The 26,475-nt window shown below is 41.2% G+C and carries 29 protein-coding genes; 28 read left to right on the forward strand and 1 reads right to left on the reverse strand.

What is annotated here, in order from left to right:
- Positions 1-12 precede the first annotated feature (12 nt).
- Positions 13-423: a helix-turn-helix domain-containing protein gene (locus FXF62_RS03600; protein WP_149517671.1), complete on the reverse strand. Its 411-nt coding sequence runs from the start codon at positions 421-423 to the stop codon at positions 13-15.
- 269 nt (positions 424-692) lie between these two features.
- Between FXF62_RS03600 and FXF62_RS03610 the strand changes: the two genes are divergently transcribed.
- The 28 genes from FXF62_RS03610 to FXF62_RS03740 all read left to right on the forward strand — a co-directional run bounded on the left by FXF62_RS03610 (position 693) and on the right by FXF62_RS03740 (position 26,458).
- Positions 693-1,949 carry a competence/damage-inducible protein A gene (locus FXF62_RS03610; protein ID WP_187984220.1) on the forward strand — a complete coding sequence of 419 codons (1,257 nt, stop codon included), beginning with the start codon at positions 693-695 and terminating at the stop codon, positions 1,947-1,949.
- A 58-nt stretch (positions 1,950-2,007) separates the two neighbouring features.
- A complete protein-coding gene (gene recA, locus FXF62_RS03615) occupies positions 2,008-3,156 on the forward strand; it encodes a recombinase RecA (RefSeq protein WP_149517673.1) in 1,149 nt (382 codons plus the stop codon).
- An 85-nt stretch (positions 3,157-3,241) separates the two neighbouring features.
- Positions 3,242-3,640 carry a transcriptional regulator Spx gene (gene spx / locus FXF62_RS03620; RefSeq protein WP_015605950.1) on the forward strand — a complete coding sequence of 133 codons (399 nt, stop codon included), beginning with the start codon at positions 3,242-3,244 and terminating at the stop codon, positions 3,638-3,640.
- A gap of 107 nt (positions 3,641-3,747) precedes the next feature.
- Entirely contained in the window at positions 3,748-4,314 is a 567-nt protein-coding gene (locus tag FXF62_RS03625; protein WP_149517674.1) for an SP0191 family lipoprotein, read from the forward strand.
- Between the two features lie 43 nt (positions 4,315-4,357).
- Complete coding sequence (locus FXF62_RS03630) at positions 4,358-4,915, forward strand: SP0191 family lipoprotein (RefSeq protein WP_125387185.1); 558 nt, start codon at positions 4,358-4,360, stop codon at positions 4,913-4,915.
- A gap of 168 nt (positions 4,916-5,083) precedes the next feature.
- Positions 5,084-5,350, forward strand: a complete 267-nt coding sequence (locus FXF62_RS03635) for an IreB family regulatory phosphoprotein (protein ID WP_005592119.1) — start codon at positions 5,084-5,086, stop codon at positions 5,348-5,350.
- Positions 5,350-5,769 (forward strand): Holliday junction resolvase RuvX, encoded by a 420-nt coding sequence (gene ruvX, locus FXF62_RS03640; protein ID WP_149517675.1) that lies wholly within the window; start codon positions 5,350-5,352, stop codon positions 5,767-5,769. Before FXF62_RS03635 ends, ruvX begins: the two co-directional genes overlap by 1 nt.
- 20 nt (positions 5,770-5,789) lie before the next feature.
- Positions 5,790-6,101 carry a DUF1292 domain-containing protein gene (locus tag FXF62_RS03645; protein WP_149517676.1) on the forward strand — a complete coding sequence of 104 codons (312 nt, stop codon included), beginning with the start codon at positions 5,790-5,792 and terminating at the stop codon, positions 6,099-6,101.
- A 229-nt stretch (positions 6,102-6,330) separates the two neighbouring features.
- A complete protein-coding gene (locus tag FXF62_RS03650; RefSeq protein ID WP_149517677.1) occupies positions 6,331-7,563 on the forward strand; it encodes a bifunctional folylpolyglutamate synthase/dihydrofolate synthase in 1,233 nt (410 codons plus the stop codon).
- A gap of 60 nt (positions 7,564-7,623) precedes the next feature.
- Positions 7,624-8,121: an SP_0198 family lipoprotein gene (locus FXF62_RS03655; protein ID WP_149517678.1), complete on the forward strand. Its 498-nt coding sequence runs from the start codon at positions 7,624-7,626 to the stop codon at positions 8,119-8,121.
- Positions 8,122-8,302: 181 nt separating this feature from the next.
- A complete protein-coding gene (gene cls / locus FXF62_RS03660; RefSeq protein ID WP_149517679.1) occupies positions 8,303-9,838 on the forward strand; it encodes a cardiolipin synthase in 1,536 nt (511 codons plus the stop codon).
- Positions 9,839-10,134: 296 nt separating this feature from the next.
- Positions 10,135-10,281 carry a hypothetical protein gene (locus tag FXF62_RS10720; protein WP_187984221.1) on the forward strand — a complete coding sequence of 49 codons (147 nt, stop codon included), beginning with the start codon at positions 10,135-10,137 and terminating at the stop codon, positions 10,279-10,281.
- 35 nt (positions 10,282-10,316) lie between these two features.
- Positions 10,317-11,879 (forward strand): glycosyltransferase family protein, encoded by a 1,563-nt coding sequence (locus FXF62_RS03665; RefSeq protein WP_149517680.1) that lies wholly within the window; start codon positions 10,317-10,319, stop codon positions 11,877-11,879.
- 121 nt (positions 11,880-12,000) lie between these two features.
- Positions 12,001-14,196 carry an anaerobic ribonucleoside-triphosphate reductase gene (gene nrdD, locus FXF62_RS03670; protein WP_149517720.1) on the forward strand — a complete coding sequence of 732 codons (2,196 nt, stop codon included), beginning with the start codon at positions 12,001-12,003 and terminating at the stop codon, positions 14,194-14,196.
- Between the two features lies 1 nt (position 14,197).
- The gene (locus FXF62_RS03675) at positions 14,198-14,335 is read left to right on the forward strand and encodes a hypothetical protein (RefSeq protein WP_187984222.1); all 138 of its coding nucleotides are present in this window, start codon (positions 14,198-14,200) and stop codon (positions 14,333-14,335) included.
- A 55-nt stretch (positions 14,336-14,390) separates the two neighbouring features.
- Positions 14,391-14,888 (forward strand): GNAT family N-acetyltransferase, encoded by a 498-nt coding sequence (locus tag FXF62_RS03680; protein ID WP_149517682.1) that lies wholly within the window; start codon positions 14,391-14,393, stop codon positions 14,886-14,888.
- A 19-nt stretch (positions 14,889-14,907) separates the two neighbouring features.
- The gene (locus FXF62_RS03685) at positions 14,908-15,453 is read left to right on the forward strand and encodes a GNAT family N-acetyltransferase (RefSeq protein WP_149517683.1); all 546 of its coding nucleotides are present in this window, start codon (positions 14,908-14,910) and stop codon (positions 15,451-15,453) included.
- Complete coding sequence (gene nrdG / locus FXF62_RS03690; RefSeq protein WP_015605938.1) at positions 15,419-16,018, forward strand: anaerobic ribonucleoside-triphosphate reductase activating protein; 600 nt, start codon at positions 15,419-15,421, stop codon at positions 16,016-16,018. The genes FXF62_RS03685 and nrdG overlap by 35 nt, the downstream gene beginning before the upstream one ends.
- 331 nt (positions 16,019-16,349) lie before the next feature.
- Complete coding sequence (gene cpsA / locus FXF62_RS03695; protein ID WP_149517684.1) at positions 16,350-17,801, forward strand: LCP family glycopolymer transferase CpsA; 1,452 nt, start codon at positions 16,350-16,352, stop codon at positions 17,799-17,801.
- Positions 17,802-17,804: 3 nt separating this feature from the next.
- Positions 17,805-18,536, forward strand: coding sequence for a capsular polysaccharide biosynthesis protein Cps4B (gene cps4B, locus FXF62_RS03700; protein WP_149517685.1), 732 nt, complete (start codon positions 17,805-17,807; stop codon positions 18,534-18,536).
- 28 nt (positions 18,537-18,564) lie between these two features.
- A complete protein-coding gene (locus FXF62_RS03705; RefSeq protein ID WP_149517686.1) occupies positions 18,565-19,260 on the forward strand; it encodes a CspC family polysaccharide chain length determinant protein in 696 nt (231 codons plus the stop codon).
- A gap of 8 nt (positions 19,261-19,268) precedes the next feature.
- Positions 19,269-19,967 carry a tyrosine-protein kinase gene (locus tag FXF62_RS03710; protein ID WP_149517687.1) on the forward strand — a complete coding sequence of 233 codons (699 nt, stop codon included), beginning with the start codon at positions 19,269-19,271 and terminating at the stop codon, positions 19,965-19,967.
- A 19-nt stretch (positions 19,968-19,986) separates the two neighbouring features.
- On the forward strand, positions 19,987-21,795 hold the full coding sequence (locus FXF62_RS03715) for a polysaccharide biosynthesis protein (RefSeq protein ID WP_149517688.1): 1,809 nt from the start codon (positions 19,987-19,989) through the stop codon (positions 21,793-21,795).
- Positions 21,796-21,803: 8 nt separating this feature from the next.
- The gene (locus FXF62_RS03720) at positions 21,804-22,496 is read left to right on the forward strand and encodes a sugar transferase (protein ID WP_149517689.1); all 693 of its coding nucleotides are present in this window, start codon (positions 21,804-21,806) and stop codon (positions 22,494-22,496) included.
- 14 nt (positions 22,497-22,510) lie between these two features.
- The gene (locus FXF62_RS03725; protein ID WP_149517690.1) at positions 22,511-23,725 is read left to right on the forward strand and encodes a DegT/DnrJ/EryC1/StrS family aminotransferase; all 1,215 of its coding nucleotides are present in this window, start codon (positions 22,511-22,513) and stop codon (positions 23,723-23,725) included.
- 10 nt (positions 23,726-23,735) lie between these two features.
- Positions 23,736-24,488, forward strand: a complete 753-nt coding sequence (locus FXF62_RS03730; RefSeq protein ID WP_149517691.1) for a glycosyltransferase family 2 protein — start codon at positions 23,736-23,738, stop codon at positions 24,486-24,488.
- A gap of 14 nt (positions 24,489-24,502) precedes the next feature.
- Positions 24,503-25,387: an ATP-grasp fold amidoligase family protein gene (locus FXF62_RS03735; RefSeq protein ID WP_149517692.1), complete on the forward strand. Its 885-nt coding sequence runs from the start codon at positions 24,503-24,505 to the stop codon at positions 25,385-25,387.
- 24 nt (positions 25,388-25,411) lie between these two features.
- Positions 25,412-26,458 carry a glycosyltransferase family 4 protein gene (locus FXF62_RS03740; RefSeq protein WP_149517693.1) on the forward strand — a complete coding sequence of 349 codons (1,047 nt, stop codon included), beginning with the start codon at positions 25,412-25,414 and terminating at the stop codon, positions 26,456-26,458.
- Positions 26,459-26,475 lie beyond the last annotated feature (17 nt).

The following is a 26,475-nucleotide window of genomic DNA, read 5'->3' on the forward strand; positions in this document are numbered from 1 at the left end:
CTGTGAATATTCTTACTCCTCTTTCTGCAACCAAATCTTTTCCTTGATAAAGATGCGTAGCTCGTAGAAGAGCATGAAGAGAGTAGAGACGAGGAAGCCCGCCATAAAGATATGGTGCAAGTAAGCAAAGATGGCGATTTCAACCAAAACGGAGAAGAGGTAGAAAATGACTAAATAGTGCCATTTCTTGGCCTTGCTGTCTTCGATGACCTTTTTCTCCAAGCGCCCATCCTCCTTGATGAGCTGGTCCAAGCTGAGATCAAACTCGCGGCTAATGGCGATGAGATTGCCAATATCAGGGATTCCTTTTCCACTTTCCCAGCGGGCAATAGCGGAGCGGGAAACCTTGAGCCTTTCTGCCAAAGCTTCCTGAGTGAGCTGATGTTGTTGACGAATATCTTTGAGAACTTGCGAGATTTTCATGATGATTCCCTTTCTAATAACATAAATAATTTTTCTTTCCATCCTTTTCATTTTTATTATAAAAAGAAAATTCTCCTTTGCCAATAGCATCTGCCTAACAAGCCAGTTATTCTCCATAACAAACAGATTTTCAAAAGTTATCCACAGGATGTTGACAACTTTGTCAATCAAGTTGACAGCTCTTTTTATTTCCTGAAAAGAAAATCAACTTTTTTACTCTTTTTTGTGATAAAATAAAGCCAATTCCGAATAGTAAGGTAGGAGGTTCTATGAAAGCAGAAATTATTGCTGTGGGCACCGAGATTCTGACAGGTCAGATTGTCAATACCAATGCCCAATTTTTATCTGAAAAGCTAGCGAGTTTGGGGATTGATGTCTATTTTCAGACGGCAGTAGGGGACAATGAAAATCGCCTCCTCTCTGTCCTAGAAATTGCCAAAGAGCGCAGTGATTTAATTATCCTGACAGGGGGTCTGGGGCCAACAGAGGATGATTTGACCAAGCAGACCTTGGCTAAGTTTGTAGGTCGAGGTTTGAGCTTCGACCCCGAGGCTGTGGAAAAGTTGGACCGTTTTTTTGCCAGTCGACCAGATTATGCTCGAACGCCCAACAATGAGCGTCAGGCCCAGCTGGTTACAGGCTCGACTCCGCTACCAAATGCGACAGGCCTGGCCGTTGGCGGCTTACTAGAAGTTGATGGAGCGACCTATGTGGTCCTGCCAGGCCCGCCTAGTGAGCTCAAGCCCATGGTCAATAACGAGCTGGTTCCCCTCTTATCCACAGGCCAGAAATTATATTCACGGGTGCTGCGCTTCTTCGGTATTGGCGAGAGTCAGTTGGTGACTATTTTGGCTCAGATGATTGATCAACAAAGTGATCCGACCATTGCACCTTATGCAAAGACGGGCGAAGTGACCTTGCGATTGTCCACTAAGGCTTTGAGTCAGGCAGAAGCGGATGCTAAGTTTGAGGCTGTGGAAAAGTCTATTTTGGCCTATCAGACGTTTGAGGGACAGCCTTTGTCTAAGATTTTCTATGGTTATGGGGACGACAATTCGCTTGCTCAAGTGGCCTTTGACTTGCTCAAGAGTCAAGCTAAGACAATTTCAGCGGCGGAGAGTCTGACAGCTGGTCTCTTTCAAGCGACCTTGGCGGATTTTGCTGGAGCCTCTTCCATTTTTTCAGGTGGCTTTGTCACCTACAGCATGGAGGAAAAGAGCCGGATGCTGGATATTCCACTGGGAGAGCTGGAGAAGCATGGTGTCGTTTCAGCTTTTACGGCTGGGAAAATGGCAGAGCAGGCTAGAAAGTTGACTCAGAGTGACTTGGCTGTCAGTCTGACAGGTGTGGCTGGACCAGATTCACTGGAAGGCCATCCAGCTGGGACAGTTTTTATCGGCTTAGCGAGTGAATCAGGAACGGAAATTATTGAGGCCAATATTGCTGGTCGCAGCCGACGTGATGTACGGAAGATTGCCGTCATGCACGCCTTCAACCTCGTACGAAAAACTTTATTAAAGAACTAATTTTTGGTATAATAAACAGATAGCCAAAAGACATTTTAGAAAAAAACAGGAGAAATAAATGGTAAAAAAACAGAAAAATTTGGATGAAATTACAAAGAAATTTGGAGATGAACGCCAAAAAGCTTTGGACAATGCCCTAAAAAACATTGAAAAAGACTTTGGTAAGGGAGCTATTATGCGTCTGGGTGAGCGAGCTGAGCAGAAAGTTCAAGTCATGAGTTCAGGCTCTCTAGCTTTGGATATCGCCCTTGGTGCGGGTGGCTATCCTAAGGGACGGATTATTGAGATTTATGGTCCAGAGTCTTCTGGTAAGACAACCGTTGCTCTTCACGCAGTGGCCCAAGCGCAAAAAGAAGGCGGTATTGCAGCCTTTATCGATGCGGAGCACGCTTTGGATCCGTCCTACGCTGCAGCTTTGGGTGTAAACATTGATGAATTGCTGCTGTCTCAACCTGACTCTGGGGAGCAAGGTCTTGAAATTGCTGGTAAATTGATTGACTCTGGTGCAGTTGATTTGGTCGTTATCGACTCGGTTGCGGCCCTAGTACCGCGTGCGGAAATCGATGGGGATATCGGTGACAGTCATGTCGGTTTGCAGGCTCGGATGATGAGCCAAGCTATGCGCAAACTGTCTGCTTCTATCAACAAAACTAAGACGATTGCCATCTTTATCAACCAGTTGCGTGAAAAAGTTGGTGTCATGTTTGGAAATCCTGAAACAACACCAGGTGGACGTGCCCTCAAGTTCTACGCATCTGTCCGTCTGGATGTCCGTGGCAATACCCAAATCAAGGGTACTGGCGATGCCAAGGATACCAATGTTGGTAAGGAAACTAAAATCAAGGTCGTTAAAAACAAGGTAGCTCCGCCATTCAAGGAAGCCTTCGTGGAAATCATGTACGGAGAAGGTATTTCTAAGACGGGCGAGCTGATTAAGATTGCAACTGACTTAGATATCATCAAAAAAGCGGGTGCTTGGTACTCCTACAATGATGAAAAAATCGGTCAAGGATCTGAAAATGCTAAGAAATACTTGGCTGATCATCCAGAAGTCTTTGACGAAATCGACCGTCAAGTCCGTGTACGATACGGTTTGATTGAAGATGATGAGGCGGCAGAAACTGCGAAGGGTAAGGCTGAGGCTCCTGTTGAAAAGTTGGAAGAAGTCACTCTTGACCTAGATGATGCTTTTGACATTGAGGAATAATTTTTCAAAATAGGTCGCAAGACCGATGGTTTTTGTGGTATAATATACTACGATAGTAGTATCGTGTAGCGAAAGGAGTACTTGCATGATCACAATTTATACGGTTTCAAGTTGTACTAGCTGCAAAAAAGCAAAGACCTGGCTAAACGCCCATCAATTGACTTACAAGGAGCAAAACCTCGGTAAGGAAGGAATTACCAAAGAAGAAATTCTTGATATTTTAGCAAAAACTGAAAATGGCATTGCCAGCATTGTATCTTCAAAAAACCGTTATGCAAAAGGACTCGGTGTTGATATTGAAGATTTGAGTGTAAACGAAGTCATTGACATCATCATGGAAACACCACGGATTCTAAAAAGTCCGATTTTGGTGGATGATAAGCGTCTCCAAGTTGGTTACAAGGAAGACGATATCCGTGCCTTCTTGCCTCGTGCAGTGCGCAATGTTGAAAATGCAGAAGCTCGCTTACGAGCAGCTCTATAATTTAGATAAAGAAAGGCGCCTTTTAGGCTGCCTTTTTCTGTCTCATTACCTAAAAATGATTGACAAGCAGTTAAACTATGATACAATATCTCTGAGGAGGACGGAACGTGAAGAAATTTTTACTAATTTTTGGCTTAGCAGCTGTGATATTGACTGGCTGCACTCATAAGAAAGCAGACAAGCCAAAGGGGAAAAAAGAGGAAATTACAACTAATCTTCCCATTATCAGTCAGGCTGAAAAGCAGGAAGTCATTACCAAGAAACTAGTTTTCCCCAAAGATGAGCAAGGAATTCAATCTAGTCAAATTATCACTTATCAAGGGAAACGTTTTATCAAGGTGATTATGGAGAGAATTACTCCAACGGATGATAGTATCAAAAATGCGATTAAAGAAGTGGGGCTGGAGGAGACTCAGCGGCTCTTGGATGAATCAATGCAAAAGGATACGGATTATACTCAGGCAAAAACTGTTGCTGGTTTCACCGGAACCGTTCAGATTCTTAATGAAAATGAAATGAAAATCATGTCAACTTACGATTTTGACAATTTGGATATTGAAAAGGCACTCACTTTAAATTATTTTAAAAATAGCAATCTAAAAGAAATGACAAAGATGCCACCTGAAGAATATATCAATAATTTATTGATGAACGGGGCTGAGGAGCAACAGTAAGGAAGCTTCTTGTCAATCATAGAAAACCAAAAAGGAGAAAGAAATGAAAAAATCAGTAGTACTTTTAATGGCTAGTTTGGCGGTGTTGACAGCTTGTGGACAACAGTCACATAGTGGAAAAGCTGGTAGCAATCAGTCTGTTCAAAGCAAGGTAAAAGATAAATCGGTTACCAAGTCTTATCAGTTAAATCAAAAGGTACAAGGCCTTGATCAAACGATGACCTTGACAGTTACCTACGCGGGCAAGAAGTATGAAAAAGTTAATATTGCTATTTCACAAAATTTGCCAGAAGAAGCTAAGTCTGCCTTAGCTGGTCAAGACTTGTCCTCTCTGCAAGAAGAGGTGAGCAAGAGCTTCAAGCAAAGTTCAGGAGTGGATAAACTTGAACAAGTAAAAGGTATTCAAGTGAATGTTAAAGTAACCGAAAAAGGCACTGTTGATATTGATTTTATTATTGATCCGACAAATCTTGATTATGATGCGGCTTCTAAAGTACCGACCTATGGGCCAATCTTTAGCCAAATGAAGTCTCAGACTCCAGAAGAATTTATCAAGTCCTTCCAAGATGAAGGGGGCAAGGAAATTAGCAATCCGTCCTAATATTTTTGATTAAAACTAGTCTTTGAAAAAGGGCTAGTTTTTTGATGGGAAGGAGCGGTAAATAGTTGAAAAAATGTCGAAAAAGTAGAAAATTTACATGGATTAAGTTTGTGAAACTGCTGTAATTATGCTATAATGATGGTATTCTTAAAGAAAGAGGGTGTAATTGTGGGATTTACAGACGAAACTGTACGTTTTAATCTTGATGATTCAAACAAAAAAGAAATTAGCGAGACTTTGACCGACGTCTACAAGTCACTCAATGATAAGGGCTATAATCCAATCAATCAAATCGTAGGTTACGTGCTGAGTGGAGATCCTGCTTATGTGCCTCGTTATAATAATGCTCGAAATCAGATTCGTAAATATGAACGCGATGAAATCGTAGAGGAACTGGTGCGTTATTATCTGAAAGGGCAAGGCATTGACCTCTGATGAGAATTATGGGACTAGATGTCGGATCGAAAACAGTGGGCGTTGCAATTAGCGATCCACTTGGCTTCACCGCTCAGGGACTTGAAATCATTCAGATTGATGAAGAGAAAGAGCAGTTCGGTTTTGAGCGCTTGACGGAGCTTGTCGAGCAATATAAGGTGGACAAGTTTGTGCTTGGCCTTCCTAAAAATATGAACAATACCAGCGGTCCACGAGTGGAAGCGAGTAAGGCTTATGGTGAAAAAATTGCAGAGCTTTTTCAAATCCCGGTAGACTATCAGGATGAGCGTCTGACGACGGTAGCGGCGGAGCGCATGCTGATTGAGCAGGCAGATATTAGCCGCAGCAAGCGAAAAAAAGTGATTGATAAGTTGGCTGCTCAGCTGATTTTACAGAATTATTTGGATCGAAACTTTTAGAAAGAATTGAGGAAACAATTATGGCACACGATCATAATCATGACCACGAACAGACACAGCCTGAATTGATTACATTGGTAGATGAGCAAGGTAACGAGAATTTATTTGAAATTCTTTTGACGATTGATGGCAAAGAAGAGTTTGGAAAAAATTACGTACTCTTGGTACCGGTCAATGCTGAAGAAGATGAGAACGGCGAAGTTGAAATCCAAGCTTACTCATTTACAGAAAATGAAGACGGAACAGAAGGCGAATTGGAACCAATCCCAGAAGACTCTGATGCAGAGTGGGATATGATTGAAGAAGTCTTCAACAGCTTTATGGAGGAGTAAAAAGGTCCGGGGGACCTTTTTAGCCCGAGCTTAAAAATTAGAAAGCGAGGAAGGTCCGGGGGACCTTTTTAGCCTGAGTATAGCAACTAGAAACTAGAAAATCAGCCGGCTTGAAAACTTATCTCAGCTTGGCCACAGCTGGTTTCTTTACAAAGAATAGAAAAGAGAGAAGCGAGTGGCGATTCACATTTGAAGTCTGCTTCGCTTCTCTTTTTATGTAGGAAAAGTGATGAATGAAATTGAAAAATGGTTGAATGGTCGTATTGGTCTAAACTTTCGTTCAGGTCTGGAACGGATGCAGAGAGCGGTGGATTTGCTGGGGAATCCTGAACGGGCTTACCCCGTCATTCATGTGACGGGAACGAACGGCAAGGGCTCTACTATTGCTTTTATGCGGAATCTATTTGCCGATCAAGGGAAAAAGGTAGCCAGCTTTACATCTCCGCATATGATCAGCGTTCATGACCGTGTTTGTATCAATGGACTTCCGATTTCGGATGCTGATTTTGTTCGCTTTGGGTGGCAGATTCAGGAGATGGAGAGAGAATTGGTCAAGACGCACGACCAGCTATCCTATTTTGAAATCTTGACCTTGCTAGCCTTTCTTTATTTCAGAGAGGAGCAGGTTGATCTGGCTCTCATCGAAGTGGGAATTGGTGGACTCTTGGACACGACCAATGTCTTGGATGGACAAGTTGCAGTGGTGACATCGGTGGGCTTGGATCATCAGGAAACGCTGGGGCAGACCCTCACAGCGATTGCAGAGCAGAAGGCTGGTATTTTCAAAAAAGGTTGTTCCGTAATCATCGGTCCCTTGCCGGAGGAGGCGCGTCAGGTCTGTGAACAGCGGGCAGCAAGCTTGAATTTGGATTTGTATGAATACGGACGCGATTTTTCGTTTTCTGATGGTTCTTTTAAGAATAAAGACCGGTTTTTATCGCATTTGGTCTTGGGATTACAAGGTGCTTACCAAGAAGAAAATGCAGCGCTGGCCTTGCAGGCTTTTCTGCTTTTTATGAAGCAAATGGGCTGGGAAATTGATTTTTCTATGCTTCCTTCATCTTTGCGGAAGACCCATTGGGCGGGGCGGCTAGAGGAAATTCGTCCGAATATCTATCTGGACGGTGCCCATAATTTACCAGCTTTGGCGCGTTTGGTCGAGTTTATCAAGAGCCAGAAGGGCAAGACATGCAGCCTGCTGTTTGGAGCTTTGAAGCGCAAGGATTATAGCGGTATGCTGGACTATTTGCAGGAGAACTTGCCAGAGGTTCAGGTAACGGTGACCAGCTTTGACTACGGGGAATCTGTGGGTCAGGCAGAAGCTACGGACTTTGATTATGTGGCGGATTATAGAGCCTTTATTGAGAATTTCAAACAAGAGCAGACGGCTGACCAAGTTCTTTTTGTAACGGGCTCACTCTATTTCATTGCAGAGATTCGAGCCTACCTCCAGAGTGTATAAGTTGACCATAGAAAGCCCTGTTTGGTAAAATAGAAGTGGAACAAAGAAAGGAGAAACGATATGAAGGTTTCAAAAAAATTAGTTTTTTCAGCCCTTACGGCTATGACCGCTTTTGTATTGGTAGCTTGTGGCAATTCCGGTCAAAATCCATCCAATCAGGCTGCTCAATCTCAAGCGAGTTCCTCTGTTTCTCAGTCATCTGAGACAGTGTCATCAAATAGCAAGGCAAGTAGCAATACAAACAGTAGCGTAAATACTAGTAGTTCAGAGGCTTCTACTTCCAGTCAAACGGCTGCTAGTGACTTATATGGGACTTATAAGGCGACTCATGAAGGTGATGCTTTAACTCTAGAAGTTTCTGGAAATAAAGGAACCCTGACCAAGGTCGAGCGCGACGGTGAGCAGGAAATTGAACAGGTGCAGGTTGATCCAACCAATCAAACCATGATTGTTGGAGATGACGTTAAGCGTTATCGAATAGAGGGAAAACAACTAACTTTGGAAGATTTATCGCAGGAAAACGATGATGACGACACAATCGTCTTCACCAAGCAATAAATTTCAAAAAGGAATATCCTACAAAAGGCTGGACAGATGCTCCAGCTTTTTGTGTGTTTGGATAATGGAGTGCTAGGGCTTTCTTTAATCTTGGACTAGAGATTGTTTTCTTTTAAAAAATTTTGAAATTGCTGCTAATTATTGTTATACTAGATGAAATATGAGACGAGGGAGGGTTAGGATGAATCTAGGCAAGTTTCGTTTGCTGATGTCCAAGTATGGTTTCAGCATCATTATTATGTTACTAGAATTATTTCTTGTTTTTGCGGCCTTTTTCTATTTTAATCAGTTGGTGCCTAATTGGTTGTCAGCCCTTGTCATTGCTTCTTTATACATTGGGACTATTTTGACCATTGTCAATCGGAATATGCCTCCCGAAAGCAAGGTGACTTGGATCTTATTTGCAGTTGTGCCCGTTTTTGGCTTCTTGCTCTATCTGATGATTGGAGAGCGGCGCCTTTCCAAAAAAGAAATTCAGCAGCTGGAAAAAATGGACTCAATGAAGTTTCGAGAGGACAACAGCTATGACCTGCGAGTCGAACTCAAGCAGGAGAATAAATCAGCCTTTGGCATTGTCAAGTCCTTGCTGAGTATGGATCACAATGCAGATGTCTACGATGGCACGGCTTCGCAATATTTCCCTCTTGGTGAAGAGATGTTTGAGGCCATGCTGGATGATTTGCGCTCAGCCAAGAAATTCATTTTTCTGGAATTTTATATCATTGATCCAGGTGTGATGTGGAACCGTGTCCTTGAGATTTTGGTAGATAAGGTCCAGCAGGGAGTTGAAGTCAAGCTGCTCTACGATGACATTGGCTGTATGGCGACCCTTTCAGGAGATTATACGAAAAGGCTGCGCAAGATGGGAATTGATGCCCATAAGTTTAATAAGGTGATTCCGCGGATGACGGTGGCCTATAATAATCGTGATCACCGCAAGATTTTGGTGGTAGATGGGCAAGTCGGCTATACAGGCGGAATCAATCTGGCAGACGAGTACATCAACCATATCGTGCGCTTCGGGCATTGGAAAGATGGCGGTGTCCGTCTGGAAGGGCGAGCAGTAAAGGCCTTGACACGTCTTTTCTTGATGAATTGGTACATCAATCGCGGGGAAATCACAGACTTTGACCGTTATCATTTTGATAGCCAGCGAGTGGAAGGCAAAGGGCTTTATATCCCGTATGGTAGTGGTCCCAAGCCGATTTATAAGGAACAGGTGGGCAAGGCTGTTTACCAGAATATCATCAATCAAGCCATCGATTATGTCTATATCACGACCCCTTATTTGATTATTGACTATGATTTGACAGAGGATATCAAAAACGCAGCCATGAGAGGGGTGGATGTTCGCATTGTGACGCCATTTATTCCTGATAAAAAGCTGATTCAGATAGTCACTCGTGGTGCTTATCCAGACTTGCTGGAGGCTGGTGTTAAGATTTATGAGTATACTCCTGGTTTTATCCACAGTAAAAACGTTATTTCGGACGATGAGTTAGCCGTGGTCGGAACCATTAATTTTGACTACCGTAGTCTGGTGCATCATTATGAAAATGCCGTCCTCATGTATCAAACAGAATCGATTGCGGATATTAAGCAGGATTTTGAGGGCTTGTTTGATGTTTCCAAAGAAATTTCTCTTGAAACCCTCCAGAATAGCTGGTACCAGCGTTTACTGAAGGAAATCATGCAATTATTTGCTCCGCTACTTTAAAGAGAGTGGGATAGAAATCGGTAATTCGTTAGAATTCGATTTCGTCGTCCCACCTCCGCACAGTTGAGTAGGGCTGTAAAAGCTGATGAAATCAGCGCAGTAGAGCCCACTCAACCCCTGCGTCTTGCTTGACAATCCAAAGACAATTGAGAGGCTAGGACTTTTGTCCCAGCCCCTTTTTTCTGTTTTTTGCTGAGCAGATTTGCTGGAGAAGCTATAAATGACACTTTCTTGCGACGCTCGCCTTTATTTTACGAATAGTAAGTAGGGGACAGAGAATCAAAGGAGGATTATAGATGGAAATAGCAAAAATAATTTATCGGCTTTCTTGTCCAGAAGAGCGGCTAGTTTACCTAAGATTCCGCGATTTGGAGCGCTTGGCAAAGAAGAAACAGGAGAAGAAAGGGAGTCAAAATAAGGCTGACAGAAAGAGTGCTTTTTGATATACTATAGAGTATGGAAATCAAGGAGAACTTTTATGAATGATAGAAACCGACAGGAAAATGTGGAAATTTCAGTATCTTTGTCCGCAGAGACCTGGCAAAATACAAATGAGAAACGGCGGATAGAAAAAGTAATCGAGCCGGTTCCCGCCTTTCAATTATTTTTGTGGAGTATCTTGGTCAGTTTGACCAGCGTGATCAATCCTCTACTGACTAACTTAGCTACCAACCTGCAGTCGCAGAATCTCTACGCTGGCTGGGCGCTGGCACAGGGAGAGGTTGCCTATGCAAATATTTATGGAACCAGCGGTCTCCTCTACTATTTGCTGAGCTGGTTGGGGAATTTGTTCCTTGGTCCGGTAGTGTTTCTACTCTTTCAAGTAGTGGCTCTGACCTTGGCAGGAATATATCTCTTTCAGACAATTTCACAAATAACGCTTAGAAGTGGTCTAGCTCGCCAGATTACAATTCTGTTCTATTTGTTTGTACTAACACTGGGATTTGGCGGAACTTATTCTATTATTTTTGCTTTTCCATTTATCTTTCGGAGTTTGTACCATCTTGTGAAATACTTACAAGGGCGTGTCCGCGATGAGTCTTTTATTCGTTTTGGGATGGTTGGAGCCTTGGCTTTTCTAATCGAGCCAGCTTTTAGTATGCTCTTTTACTCATTGACGACGCTGTTTTTGCTTCTGTACAATATCGCTATCGCTGACAAGCGAAAAGCGCGTGGCTTTTATCAGTTGCTGGCAGGTCTATTAGGTTTTTCTTTAGTCTTTTATCCACTGGGCTACTATACAGTTTTGAATGGTTCTTTTGGTATAGCGATTAGCCAAGCTACTTATGTTCTAGAGGCTTTTCGTCTTAATGGCAACTATATATTAGATCATTTGCTCTATTATGGTTTGCTTTTTCTAGGATTAGGTTTTGCGACAGCGTTGATGACGGCTTTTGCTTTCAAAGAAGAACCAACTGCTGCGCGGGGTATGCGCTTTATTGGTTTGCTAGGTCTTCCTATCAGCTTTGTTGGTGTTCTAGGCTTGCCAGAGAAGGGTGCTTATCAATTGTTGACAACTCTGCCTTTTGCCTTGCTGTTACTGGCCTTGTGGCTAGATACAGGTGGAGACAGGGATGGACATGAAAGACGCCACCGTAAGCCTGCCCAGACTTCTAGCTGGAATCGTTATTTGGGCAAGCAACTTTTTTTGCCTTTGCTTGTGATGCTTTATCTCGTAGCTTATCCATTTGTAAATGAGTATATTTTATCCAATGGAGTTTCAGCAGAGAGAAATCTGGCTGCCCAACATATTCGTGAAAACAGCACTAGTAAGGATAGTATTTATGCTTGGGACAATACAGCTAGCCTCTATAAAAAAGCGCAGCGTTTATCAGCCGTTTCTCTATTGAGTCCGTCACTTTATACAGGAACGGAGGAAAATCGTATTTTCTTGCGTAATGCTTTAAATGAAGCGAGTCCAAAGTTTATCTTAGTCAATAAAGATGTGAAACTCTTTTCGGATGTGAAAAAGAAAATTTCTCAAGATTATGAAGAAGTGAACCTAAAACTCAATCACTTCAAGCTTTATCAAATCAAGTAATCGAATCAATATGTTGTGTGTAAAACAAAAAAATAACATTTTTACCACAACATATTGATTTTTTATTTTGGAGTGATATAATGTTTGGTAGATGATTAATTGAGAAGAGGAAGTGTTTGTGATGATTTTAAGAGAAGCAAAATTTGATACAGCGCCCACCATCTACGTTGAGAAGCGAGACGGTCGGAGAGTAGCTTTTGATGTGACTAAGATTTATAAGGCTATGGTGCGGGCTGCTCAGGACCTTGGTCCTATGACGCCCATGCTGGAGGCTAAGATCGAAACCATCACAGACCGTGTTGTGGCAGAAATCAGCAGTCGCTTCGCCAAGTATGTCAAAATCTATGAGATTCAGAACATCGTTGAGCATGAGCTTTTAAATGCCAAGGAATATGCCATTGCGGAGAACTACATCACTTACCGCACCCAAAGGGATTTTGAGCGCTCAAAAGCGACGGATATCAACTTTACCATTGACAAACTCCTCAACAAAGATCGCACGGTGGTCAATGAGAATGCCAATAAGGACAGTGATGTTTTCAATACCCAACGGGATTTGACGGCTGGGATTGTTGGCAAATCCATCGGCCTTAAGATGCTGCCACCCCACGTGGCCAATGCCCACCAGAAGGGGGACATTCACTACCATGATTTGGACTACAGCCCTTATACGCCTATGACGAATTGCTGTCTGATTGACTTTGACGGCATGCTGAAAAATGGCTTCAAGATTGGCAATGCAGAAGTAGAGAGTCCCAAGTCTATCCAGACTGCGACAGCGCAAATCTCGCAAATCATTGCTAATGTGGCTTCCAGCCAGTACGGCGGCTGTTCAGCCGATCGGATTGACGAAGTCTTGGCGCCCTATGCTGAGCTTAATTATCAAAAGCATCTCAAGGATGCAGAGCAATGGGTTTTGCCGGATAAGCAGGAAGAGTACGCCTGGGCGAAGACCAAGAAGGATATCTACGATGCCATGCAGTCGCTAGAGTATGAGATCAATACCCTCTTTACCTCTAATGGTCAGACTCCTTTTACCTCGCTGGGCTTTGGTCTGGGGACCAATCGTTTTGAGCGGGAAATTCAAAAGGCCATTCTCAATATCCGTATCAAGGGACTGGGAAGCGAGCACCGCACAGCAATTTTCCCTAAGCTGATTTTCACCCTTAAGCGTGGGCTTAATCTTGAGCCAGGAACGCCTAACTATGACATTAAAGAACTGGCTTTGGAGTGTGCCACTAAGCGTATGTATCCAGATGTCCTTTCCTATGACAAGATTATCGACTTAACTGGATCCTTCAAGGTGCCGATGGGCTGCCGTTCGTTCCTACAAGGCTGGAAGGATGAAAATGGGCAGGAAGTTAACTCCGGCCGTATGAATCTAGGTGTCGTTACTGTCAATCTGCCGCGGATTGCGCTTGAATCTGAGGGGGATTTGGATAAATTCTGGGAACTCTTTAACGAGCGGATGAATATCGCTGAGGATGCTCTGGTTTACCGAGTGGAGCGGACCAAAGAAGCCAGTCCGGCCAATGCACCGATTCTTTATCAGTATGGGGCTTTTGGCCAACGCTTGGGCAAGTACGATCAGGTAGACCAGCTCTTCACTCACCGTCGGGCAACGGTTTCCCTAGGCTATATCGGTCTGTATGAAGTGGCAGCAGTCTTTTACGGCGGCGACTGGGAGACCAATCCAGAAGCCAAGGACTTTACGATTGCCATTGTCAAAGATATGAAGCGTCGGGTAGAAGAGTGGTCAGATCAGTATGACTATCATTTCTCTGTTTACTCGACACCATCTGAAAGTCTAACTGACCGTTTCTGCCGTTTGGATACAGAGAAGTTTGGCGTTGTTCCGGATATTACTGACAAGGAATATTATACCAACTCCTTCCACTACGATGTGCGTAAGAATCCAACGCCTTTTGAAAAGCTGGACTTTGAGAAGATCTATCCTGAAGTGGGGGCTTCAGGTGGCTTTATCCACTACTGTGAATATCCTGTGCTGCAGCAAAATCCAAAAGCGCTGGAAGCAGTCTGGGACTATGCCTATGATCGGGTCGGCTATTTGGGAACCAATACACCGATTGACCGCTGTTACAAGTGTAACTTTGAGGGAGATTTCACGCCGACCGAGCGGGGCTTCACCTGTCCAAATTGTGGCAACAGCGATCCCAAGACGGTTGACGTGGTCAAGCGGACCTGCGGTTACTTAGGAAATCCGCAAGCACGTCCGATGGTTAATGGCCGCCACAAGGAAATATCAGCTCGGGTTAAGCACATGAATGGCTCGACTATTAAGTATGAGGGAGATTAAGATGGGAAAGTATCAATTGGACGACAAAGGAAAGGCTCAGGTGCAGCGTTTCCATGAAAAACATTCGCGGGGAGGCAGCGGTAAAAAAGAACGATTAGCCAAACTACGTCAGCAATTTTTAGAAAAAAACAAGAAATAATAGAAGTCAGAGTGGGGCGCAAGGCGGTCTCACTCTCTTCGTATCAGGAGAATCTATGGAGCTGAGACGACCAGAATTAGGAGACAAGGAAAAGATTTTAGAGATGCTGGCTGACTTTGAAGCAGCTGGTAGCCGACAGGATGGCTTCTTTGGCGGAGCAGATTTTGTCTATGAGGATTGGCTGGAGACTATTCAGCTAGCTGAGGCAGGTCTAGGCTTGCCAGAAGGGTTTGTGCCTTACATCCAACTAATCACTTTTGCTGCGGATGGTCAGGCTGTGGGTTTTCTCAATCTGCGCTTGCGGCTAAATGACCATTTGCTCCAAGAAGGCGGGCATATCGGTTATAGTATCCGTCCCTCTGCGCGTGGGCAAGGATTGGCCAAAGAGCAGCTGCGACAAGGCTTGCAAGTAGCCAAAAGTAAAAATATAAAACGAGCCCTAGTGACTTGTGATAGTGACAATGCTGCCAGTCGAGCAGTGATTCTGGCTAATGGCGGAACTTTGGAGGATATTCGAGGCGGGAAAGAGCGCTATTGGATTGATTTAGATTGAGGATAGTTGAGGATAGTTTATGAAGTTACGACGACCAACTTTGGAAGATAAAGATGCGATTTTAGAGATGATTGCGGAGTTCGATGCTGCAAAATCCTATATGCACGGTGGCATGGGCTCCACTTGGAAGCAAGCAAAGGATTATGAGGATTGGCTACAAATGGTGAGATGGCAGGAGGATGTGGCAAACTTGCCAGCAGGTTGGGTTCCTGCCATCCAATTTTTATCCTTTGATGAGACTGGCTTGCCTCTGGGCTTTTTAGCCCTGCGCCTATCCTTGAATGACAAATTATTTGTAGAGGGTGGTCATATTGGATACTCCATTCGTCCCAGCCAACGCAAAAAGGGCTTGGCCAAGTTGCAGCTAAAGCTAGGACTAGCAGAGGCTCGAAAGCAAGGATTGGAACGAGTGCTGATTACCTGCGATGAAGACAACGAAGCCAGCCGACGCACGATTCTCTCTGCTGGCGGTGTTTACGAAAATACAATCGATAGAAGTCAGCGCTACTGGATAGATTTGGAGGATGACGATGAACAATCCCAAACCTCAAGAATGGAAAAGTGAGGAGCTGAGCAAGGGCCGCATCATTGACTATAAGGCCTTTAACTTTGTGGATGGTGAAGGTGTCCGCAACTCCCTCTATGTCAGTGGCTGTATGTTTCACTGTGAAGGCTGCTATAATGCAGCAACTTGGTCTTTCAACGCTGGCATTCCTTATACCCAAGAGCTAGAGGAGCAGATTATGAAAGACTTGGCGGAACCCTATGTGCAGGGGCTGACCCTCCTAGGCGGCGAGCCTTTTCTCAATACAGGCATTCTCCTGCCCTTGGTCAAGCGGATTCGGAGAGAGCTGCCGGACAAGGATATCTGGTCTTGGACGGGCTACACCTGGGAGGAGATGATGCTGGAAACGGAGGATAAGTTGGAGCTGCTGAGTCTGATTGACATCCTAGTGGACGGTCGTTTTGATATCACAAAGAAGAATCTCATGTTGCAGTTCCGCGGTTCTTCTAATCAGCGCATCATTGATGTGCAGAAGTCCCTTCAGTCAGGTCAGGTAGTCATCTGGGATAAGCTCAATGATGGCTTGCAGGCCTATGAGCAAGTTGATCGAGATGGCTTGCTGTAATCCTCTAGATTGAAGCAAAATTTTTAGTATAAAAATAGGACATTTAGTTCAAGTTTGTCCATAATTTTTAAATATGCTTACGATAATGCAAGTGGCTCTCAGAGTTCATGAGCCAAGCTCTATTTTCCTTATCAGAAAAAGGTGGTGTCAATGCCTTGGTATCGCTTTGTTTTTCTGTGTTTTATCTTGAATTCGATTTCAAAGTTGAAGTCGTTGACAAAAAAATAGGATTTTTTTACAATTATGTAATATTCTTAAGAATTTCTTAAAAAAGCTATGTTTTTATGCTATAATAGACTAGAGTAATTTCGCACAGAAAGTAGTAAGGTGAATGTATCAGAGAGCAAAAAAGTCTAAAAAGAAAAACGATCGATTAAAAATAGTTAATAGCACCCTCTTGGGTGTTTATACTTTGTTAGCGGCCTTCTTGATTTTCACGATTTTCCGCTATCATTTTCTAGCTTTTCGCTATGTGAATATCTTGGTGACAGCCCTTATCCTTGCAGTAGCGGTTCTATCAGGATTCCTGATTTTCAAGGGTAAGGCAGGCAAGACCACTAGTGCTATCCTAATAGTAGCCCTGCTTGTGGGGTCTGTGTCTATGTATGCTGTAAAGGGTTTAGTCGACTTGTCGGCTGGCGTCAACTCCACTTCCAACTACTCTGAGTATGAGATGAGTATCGTGGTGCCAGCAGATAGTGATGTCACGGACCTCAAGCAGCTGACAAATGTCTTGGCGCCATCAGGCAATGACCAAGACAATGTCCAAGCACTGATGAAAAATATCAGTCAGACACAGGGACATGAGCTGGCAGTGGATACAGCTTCTTCTTATCTCGCTGCCTATAAGTCGCTGACTTCTGGTGAAGCCAAGGCTATGGTCTTGAATAGCGTCTTTGAAGATACCATTCGTGGTGAAGATCCCGACTATGCTTCCAAGATAAAAAAAATCTACACTCACAAGATAAGCAAGAAGATTGATACAGCTATTGGCAAGCAAGATCCAAATGCAGAAGTCTTCAATATCTATGTCAGTGGTATTGACACTTATGGACCAATTTCTTCTGTGTCACGCTCGGATGTTAACATTATCATGACAGTCAACCGTAAGACCAAGAAAGTCTTGCTGACGACGACACCACGGGATGCCTATGTTCCAATTGCAGACGGTGGTCTCAATCAGCCAGATAAGCTGACCCACGCAGGTATTTACGGCGTAGACGCTTCCGTTCACACCTTGGAAAACCTCTACGGTATTGATTTGAATTATTATGTCCGGCTAAATTTCACTTCCTTCCTCAAGTTGATTGACTTGCTGGGTGGGATTGATATTGAGAACGACCAAGAGTTTACTGTAGGAAATACTCATTATCCTATTGGTAATATTTCATTAAATTCTGAACAAGCGTTGACTTTCGTCCGTGAACGTTATTCTCTAAATGGCGGAGATAATGATCGTGGTAAGAACCAAGAAAAGGTCATTGCAGCAGTCATTAAAAAGCTGACGTCAACAGATGCACTGAGGAATTACAATGCCATTCTTTCAGGGCTACAGGATTCTGTCCAGACCGATATGAGCTTGGAAACGATGATGAATCTGATCAATACTCAGCTGGAGTCAGGTGGAAGTTATAATGTGACTTCTCAGGCCTTGACCGGAACTGGAAATACAGGTCTGCCTTCCCATGCGATGCCAGAAGCCAATCTCTACATGATGGAAATTGATCAAAATAGCTTGGCAGCGGCCAAAGCGGCGATCCAAGAAGTGATGGAAGGGAAGTAAAGCATGATTGATATTCACTCGCATATCATTTTTGATGTGGATGACGGTCCTAAGACGTTAGAGGATAGCCGACGTCTGCTAGAAGAGAGCTATCGTCAGGGCGTTCGTACCATTATTTCTACTTCTCATCGCCGAAAGGGCATGTTTGAAACACCTGAAGAAAAGATTGCAGCAAACTTCAAGCAAGTGCAGGACTTAGCCAAGCAAGTTGCTGGCGACTTGACCGTGCTATATGGAGCTGAGATTTACTATACTAGTGATATCTTGCAAAAGCTGGAAGAGGGGACATTTCCCAGTCTAGGTGACACCAAGTATGTCTTGATCGAGTTTAGTATGAATACACCCTATAAGGATATTCACTCAGCCTTGGGCAATGTTATCCGCCTCGGAATGACTCCGGTGGTGGCCCATATCGAGCGCTATCACTGTCTGGAAAATGATGAAGATAGGGTCAGCGAATTGATCAATATGGGCTGCTATATGCAGGTCAACAGTTCAAATGTTTTGAAACCCAAGCTCTTTGGTGATCGTTACAAATTTATGAAAAAGCGTGTTCAGTTCTTTCTAGAACGGGACTTGGTTCATTTCGTTGCCAGCGATATGCACAATTTCGATGACAGACCGCCTTATATGCAAAAGGCCTATCAGATTGTTGCGAAAAAATACGGCGCTGAGCGTGCGGAAGAACTCTTTAAGACAAACCAAGAAATCTTATTAAGTAACGAGTTTATTTAATCAATCAAACTCTGGAGAAAGTAAATACATGAATCAAGAAAATCAAATGATCGAAATCGATGTATTGTCTTTGCTGAAGACAATTTGGAAACGGAAATTTTTAATTATCTTAACTGCCTTATTGACAGGTATTTTAGCCCTAGGTTATAGCGTTTTTATTGCTAAGCCTGCTTATAAGAGCACGACGCGTATCTACGTTGTCAATCGTCAGCAGGGCGAAAATCCTACCTTGACAAACCAAGACTTGCAGGCTGGTTCTTATCTGGTAAAGGACTACAAGGAAATTATCCTGTCTCAAGATGTCTTGGCATCCGTCATTTCAGAATTGAAATTGTCAGGCTCGCCATCTGATTTGGCATCAAAGGTAACTGTGACTGTACCAACAGATACTCGGATTGTGTCTATTACGGTTACGCATGCGGATCCAGCAGAAGCAAGCCGTATTGCCAATACTTTGCGCGAAGTTGCTGCTGAGAAAATCATCGCTGTTACCAAGGTATCCGACGTTACAACGCTGGAAGAAGCAGAAACGCCAAAAACACCGTCTTCTCCAAATATCCGTCGCAATACCATTATTGGAGTGCTTGTGGGTGGTATCTTGATGGTCTTTGTAGTAGTGATTGTTGAGATTCTTGATGACCGTGTCAAGAAGCCAGAAGATATCGAAGAAACCCTAGGAATGACCCTGCTTGGTGTCATCCCAGATATGAGTAAGGTAGGTTAGGAGATACAATGCCAATACTAGAGTTAGCAAAAAAGAAAAAACTTTCTATTTCACGGGTAGAGGAGTATTACAATGCCCTTCGGACCAATATCCAACTTAGCGGTGAAGATATCAAGGTGATTGCTGTTAGTTCTACCTTCCCAGGTGAGGGAAAGACGACAACTTCAACCAATCTTGCCCTGACCTTTGCCAAGGCGGGTCATAAGACACTTTTGATTGATGCAGATATCCGAAATTCAAAAATGCTAGGTGGAGTCTTTAAGAGCGGTGAGAAGGTTTCTGGCTTGACAGAGTATCTTGCGAGAAATACAGACCTATCTCAAGGACTGTGCGAAACGGATGAGGAAAATCTCTTCGTCATCACCTCAGGACAAGCGTCACCTAATCCAACGGCTCTTCTCCAGAGTGAACGATTTACCACTATGATGAGCGTTTTGCGCCGTCACTACGACTATATTATCGTAGATACACCGCCGATTGGAATGGTAGTAGACGCAACCTTGATTGCCAAAGTTTGCGATGCCAGTCTTTTGGTTGTAGCGACAAATGAAGTCAAACGTAAAATGGTTCAAAAATCTAAAACGCAGTTGGAACAATCATCCACACCATTCCTTGGCGTGGTCTTAAATAAATACAATGTCCAAGCAGACAAATATGGTTTCTATGGTTCCTATGGACACTATGGGGATAATTTGAGTAAAGAATAGAAAAAAATAAAGGGATATTATGGAATTAACACGATCACAAAAAAGAATTATTCTGATGATAGCAGATGCTGTTTTAATATATTTTAGTGGTTTTGTGGCATACTTCTTTTTATCTGAATATGTTTTGCTGTCAGATTTGAGTTTTATACAAACCTTAACAATGACAGTAGTGCTCTATTTTTTAATTGGAATCAAAACGAAACTTTTTTCGATTATCAATCGTTACACGGACTATAAAACTCTCAGCACGATCAGTCTAACCTTGGTAGGTGCTTACTTTATTGTTTTCTTAGTAGAACTTGCGCTATCCTTGCATACAAGTTATCGTTTTCTGTTGCTTAGTTGCATGTTTTCTATTTTGTTTACTATATCTATGCGACTTGGCTGGAGAATGTGGTACAGTTTTAAGAATGGGACTACCTATACAGAAGTTGAAGAAAGTAAGGTTAGCAGAACCTTGGTCGTCGGAGCAGGAGATGGTGGAAGCTTATTTATCACAACCGCTCTAAAAGACTCACCAGAATTAAAAATTGTTGCAGTTGTGGATCGTGATGTAAGTAAGCAGGGTTCGCTCCTGCATGGTATTAAGGTTGTAGGCACAGACGAACAAATTCCAGAAATTGTAGCAAATTATGAGATAAGTCAAATAGTAGTGGCTATTCCGTCGCTTAAACCAGATGAGTATGAGCGCATTCTCTCTCTTTGTAAAAAGACAGGCGCTAAAGTCAGTGCTATGCCAAAGTATGAAGAAGTTGTTACAGGGAAGTTAAAAGTACACAAATTAAGAGAAATTGATATTGCTGATTTATTGGGGAGAAAAGAAGTTAAACTTGACCAAACAAGTTTACAGTCCAATATTGAAGGTAAGACAGTCTTGGTTACGGGAGCTGGAGGGTCAATTGGTTCAGAACTCTGTCGCCAGATAGTTCGTTTTTCTCCTGCAAGGTTATTACTATTAGGTCATGGAGAAAATTCTATCTATTTAATTCATAAAGAATTACTTGCTCAGTATGGAGATAAAGTCGAAATTGTGCCTCTTATCGCGGATATACAAGATCGAGAACGGATATTCCATATTATGCATGAGTATCAACCTGATCGTGTTTACCATGCGGCAGCTCATAAGCATGTCCCACTGATGGAATACAATCCAACTGAAGCAGTAAAAAACAATATTTATGGAACTAAAAATGTGGCTGAAGCTGCGAAAGCGGCTGGAGTTGCTAAATTTGTAATGGTTTCTACGGATAAGGCTGTGAATCCTCCAAATGTCATGGGAGCTACAAAACGTGTGGCTGAAATGATTGTTACGAGTTTGAATGAGGAAGGGAAGACCTTGTTTGCGGCGGTTCGTTTTGGGAATGTTTTAGGCAGTCGAGGCAGTGTAGTGCCTTTGTTCAAGGAGCAAATTGCGAACGGTGGCCCAATTACCATCACAGATCTCCGAATGACACGGTATTTCATGACGATTCCTGAAGCAAGTCGTCTTGTTATTCAAGCGGGAGCGCTAATGCATGGTGGAGAAGTTTTCGTGTTAGATATGGGTGAGCCAGTTAAAATTTTAGATTTAGCTAAAAAAATGATTACCTTGAGCGGTCATACGGAAGAGGAAATCCAAATTGTAGAAGCTGGAATTCGCCCAGGCGAGAAACTATATGAGGAATTGCTCTCTGCTGAAGAGCGAGTTGACGAACAAATCTATGAAAAAATATTTGTAGGAAATGTTCAAGCTTTACCTAATTCAGAAGTAACAGCTTTCATTGATTCTATTTCCAAATTAGATGGAGTAGAATTGAAAGCTAAATTAATAAAATTTGCGCAACAGTAGGAGTATAAATGATAAAGTTCGAAGATTTGCCAGCTCAGCTTAGAAATGAAGATGTGGAACGTTATTATAAATTGTTGAATAATAAACGAACATCATTGTTTTGTAAATTATTAATGGACCGTTTACTAGCTTTGGTACTTCTCATCCTATTTTCTCCTGTGATCTTGATAATTGGGATTTGGATAAAAATAGATAGTTCAGGCCCAGCTATTTATAAACAAGTCCGAATTACACAATATGGCAGAGAATTTAAAATTTGGAAATTTCGAACTATGGTAGTGGGAGCTGATAAAAAAGGATCTCTTGTAACTTCTCACAATGATAATCGCATTACTAAAATTGGGAAATTTATTCGAAAATATCGAATAGATGAACTGCCACAATTGGTTAATGTATTATTAGGAGATATGAGTTTTGTTGGTACCAGACCGGAAGTTCCTAAATATACCGATCAGTATACAGATGAAATGAAAGCAACTTTATTATTGCCAGCTGGGATAACCTCTCCAGCAAGCATTTCGTTCAAAGATGAAGATATTATAATCAATAGATGTGTCGAACGTGGCTTAACGGTTGATGATGCATATGTGAAAGAGGTTTTGCCCGCAAAAATGCACTATAATTTAGAGTATTTAAGAAAGTTTAGTTTTATTAATGATCTAAAAATCATGATTCAGACAGTAGTGGAAGTAGTTAAATAGGAGAGTGATCTATCATGACAGAATATAATATCCCTTTTTCCCCCCCAGATATTACAGAGGAAGAAATCGCTGAAGTTGCAGACACCTTGCGTTCAGGTTGGATTACAACCGGACCTAAAACAAAAGAATTAGAAAGACGTTTATCAGAGTATACCCATACTAATCGTACGGTGTGTTTAAACTCGGCTACAGCAGCTTTGGAGCTTATTCTGCGAGTTTTAGAGATTGGTGAAGGAGATGAAGTTATTGTTCCAGCGATGACTTATACAGCTTCCTGCAGTGTTATCAGTCATGTAGGTGCGACTCCTGTTATGGTTGATATTCAAGAAAATTCTTTTGAAATGAATTATGATTTGCTTGAAGAAGCCATTACATCCAATACAAAAGCGATTATCCCTGTAGAATTAGCAGGAATTATATGTGATTATGATAGAATTTTCGATATTGTTTTTGCAAAACAGCATCTATTTAAAGCGACTGGTAAGTTACAAGATGTCTTTAATCGGATTGTAGTTATTTCTGATAGTGCTCATGCCTTAGGCGCAACGTACAAAAATGTTCCCGCTGGTAATATTGCTGATTTTTCATCATTTTCTTTTCATGCTGTAAAAAACTTTACAACAGCAGAAGGAGGCAGTGTCACATGGAAAGCACATCCTGGTATTGATGATGATGAATTGTATAAAGAATTTCAGATTTTATCACTTCATGGTCAGACCAAAGACGCATTAGCGAAAACTCAATTAGGAGCCTGGGAATATGACATTGTAAAACCGGCCTATAAGTGTAATATGACAGATATCATGGCTTCAATTGGGTTAGTACAATTAAAAAGATATCCTCAATTAATGGAACGAAGAAAAGCGATTGTTGCTCAATATGATAAGGCATTTGAAGGTACGCCTATTTCACCCCTGAAACATGATGGGCCTCACTATCAGTCATCTAGACACTTGTATGTTACACATGTTGAAGGAATCAGTTTAGAAGAACGTAACTTGATTATTCAAAAGATGGCAGAAAAGGGTATTGCATGTAATGTGCACTATAAGCCGCTTCCAATGTTAACAGCCTATAAGGATTTAGGCTTTGATATCAAAGATTATCCAAATGCATATCGCTATTTTGAAAATGAAATTACATTACCATTACATACAAGATTAAGTGATGAAGAAGTGGAATATATTATAGAAAAATATAAAGGTATAATATCAGAAGTTTTAAGATAAGGGGGTTGATATGAGAGATGGCTTAGTATCAATTATTACTCCTACCTTTAACTCTGCTAATTTTATAGAAGAAACTATAAAATCGGTTTTGTCACAAACCTATCCTAATTGGGAAATGATAATTGTTGATGATTGTTCTTGTGACAACACAGAAGAGGTAGTGAGTCAGTATGTCCGAGAAGATAAAAGAATTAAGTATATAAGGTTAGAAAAAAATTCTGGTGCAGCTGTTGCTAGGAATAAAGCAATGAGAGAAGCCGAAGGGGAATATATGGCTTTTCTAGATTCAGATGATATGTGGACTGCTGAAAAATTAAGTGAACAACTGTCCTTTATGCAGGAGAATAGTATCTCTTTCTCCTGTACTAATTATGAACAGATTAGTGAATCAGGGGAAAAAACAGGTAGAATTATTAAAACGCTTTCCAAAGCAAACTATAATAGAATTTTACTGGATTGTCCTGTTGGTAATTCTACAGTCATGTACAGTGTAAAGGAACTAGGAAAGTTTGAAGTGCCCAATATAAGAAAAAGGAACGATGATGCACTTTGGCTGCAAATTCTGAAAAAAACAGAGTATATTTATGGCTTGAATCAAGTACTTATGCAGTATAGAATTCGAAACAATTCGATATCAAGTAACAAAATATCACTGATAAAGTATCATTGGGAATTATATAGAGATATTGAAAAGTTAAGTATTCTTAGAAGTAGTTTTCATATTTTATATTGGATTTTTATAAAGTTAGTGAAAATTAAGTAAATGGAGGGGGAATAATGGATAGAGATAGTTTGTTGTATAAAATAAGGAGAAAATTGCAGACTATATTATTTAATATAGTTCCACATGATACTCTTTCTAAATTATATTATCGTATATATTTAAAAGAGTCGTTGGATTTGAATAATCCTAAAAAATTGAATGAGAAATTACAGTGGTATAAATTGTATTATTGCCCAAACAATCCGACAGTGATCAAATGTAGTGATAAATATCAGGTTAGGGAGTATATTGAGGATAAAGGGTATTCTAAATATCTGACAAATTTAATTGGTGTATGGGATAATGCCAATGATATTGATTGGGACGCCCTCCCTGATAAATTTGTTTTAAAGTGTACTCATGGATGTGCATATAATATTTTATGTCACAATAAAAAAGAATTCGATAAAAAAGCAGCAACTTCTCAGTTAAATAGATGGCTAAAAGAAGATTTTTCAAAATTTAATGTCGAACTACATTATGGAAAAATTAAAGAAAGACGAATTATTTGCGAAGAATACTTAGGTGATGTTATAACTGATTATAAATTTTTCTGTTTTAATGGGAATCCGGCATTCTTTTATGTTTCTTCAGATTTAATACATGATAGGCAAGCAGAGATAGGTTTCTATCAATTAGATGGTCAAAAAATGCCATTGATTCGTAATGATTATAAAGATTTTGGTGAGTTGACTATTCCATCTTTTTTAGATGAAATGATTGATGTTGCTAAAAAATTATCCTCAGAATTTCCATTTGTAAGAGTTGATTTTTTTATTACAGAAAACTCCTTTAAGTTTGCAGAATTGACTTTTACCCCTGCTGCCGGTATGATGCCAATAAATCCTAAGAAATATGATGTCGAATGGGGAGAATTATTCTCTTTACCCAAATTATGATTGCTATAAAGAATTGAGGGTTTGATGAACAAAATTGCGATTATTGGACATTTTGGAGGGAATCAAAAATTCACAGATGGGCAAACAGTAAAAACAATTAATTTATATAATGAATTAAAAAAAGCAACTTCTGAGGATATTCAAATTATTGATACCTACTATAAAAATAAGCGTCCTGTTAGACTTTTTTTAAAAACATTGAAAACTATAATTAGTACAGAAAATATTTTTGTACTTGTATCAGGAAATGGAATGAATATATTTTTTCCATTACTTTATGTTGCAGCGAAAATGTTTAATGTTAAAGTAATTCATGATGTGATTGGTGGAAGATTAGGTGAATTCATAGATGAAAAACCGTTGTTTAAGAAATATTTAAAAAGCTTTACTATGAATCTTGTAGAGACTAAGCAACTTGCTGAGCAACTTGTAGAACGTGGAATTTCGAATGTGGAAGTTATTCCAAATTTTAGAGATATAAAAATAGTTGATGTTTGTGATAAAAGTTGCCGTTCTGATATTCCTTATCGTTTTTGTACATTTTCTAGAGTTACAAAGAAAAAAGGAATTTCAGAGGCGATTAAAGCAGTTCAGCATATAAACCAAACTCATGAAAAAATAGTTTGTAGCTTAGATATTTATGGTCCGGTTGATTTAGAGTATAAATCTGAACTAGAATCTCTTTTAAGACAGACACCTGATTTTATTCATTATATGGGAGAGGTTTCTTTTTCTGAATCTACAGACGTGTTACAAAATTACTACGGATTACTTTTCCCAACGTATTGGGAAGGTGAGGGTGCTGCGGGCACTATCATTGAAAGTTTTTTTGCAGGACTTCCTGTTATAGCAACAGACTGGAACTGTAATAAAGAATCAGTTATTACTGGATATAATGGTATTATTTATCCAAGTCAGTTAGCTTTAAATTTGGAAGAGGGTATTGAATGGTTGATTCAACAACAAGATGGAATTATTGAGATTAGAAAAAATTGTTTGAAATCAGCAGAATACTACTTACCTGATAAACATATACAGAGGATACTCAATCTTATTGAATACTACGATTAAATATTTTTAGTTAGAAT

Origin of the sequence: Streptococcus cristatus, assembly GCF_008369405.1 — a bacterium.
In the GTDB taxonomy this organism is placed as follows: domain Bacteria; phylum Bacillota; class Bacilli; order Lactobacillales; family Streptococcaceae; genus Streptococcus; species Streptococcus cristatus_G.